Origin of the sequence: Mesorhizobium sp. dw_380 (assembly GCF_018588885.1) — a bacterium.
Taxonomy (GTDB): domain Bacteria; phylum Pseudomonadota; class Alphaproteobacteria; order Rhizobiales; family Rhizobiaceae; genus Mesorhizobium.
Map to the genome: position 1 here is coordinate 1 of NZ_JAFFIW010000157.1, position 359 is coordinate 359.

The 359-nt window shown below is 62.4% G+C and carries 1 protein-coding gene; it reads right to left on the reverse strand.

The window, feature by feature from the left end:
* The coding region (locus JT360_RS33345; RefSeq protein ID WP_214477743.1) for a transposase at positions 1-359 on the reverse strand (359 nt) is incomplete at both ends.

The following is a 359-nucleotide window of genomic DNA, read 5'->3' on the forward strand; positions in this document are numbered from 1 at the left end:
GGATGAGCGTTTCGGCGGATGAGATTGCCGCCCATTGCGACAAGGATCATGGCTTGCGAGACGTCGATGCGCTGCTCGTAGTCGCGCACGAGGCGGCGCCATCTTGTCATCCAGCCGAAGGTCCGCTCGACGACCCAGCGGCGGGGCAGTATCTGGAAGCCCTTCTGGTCGTCGGATCGACGGATGATCTCGACCACGAAGTCGAGATAGGTGGCTTTGTCCATGAGCTTCAGCCGGTCATAGGCGCCGTCGGCGAACAGATGCTTCACCCAGGGCCAGCGCTTGCGGACACCATCCAGGATCGCCTGAGCGCCGGCGCTGTCGGAGATATCGGCGGTGGTGAGGTTGACCATCAACAG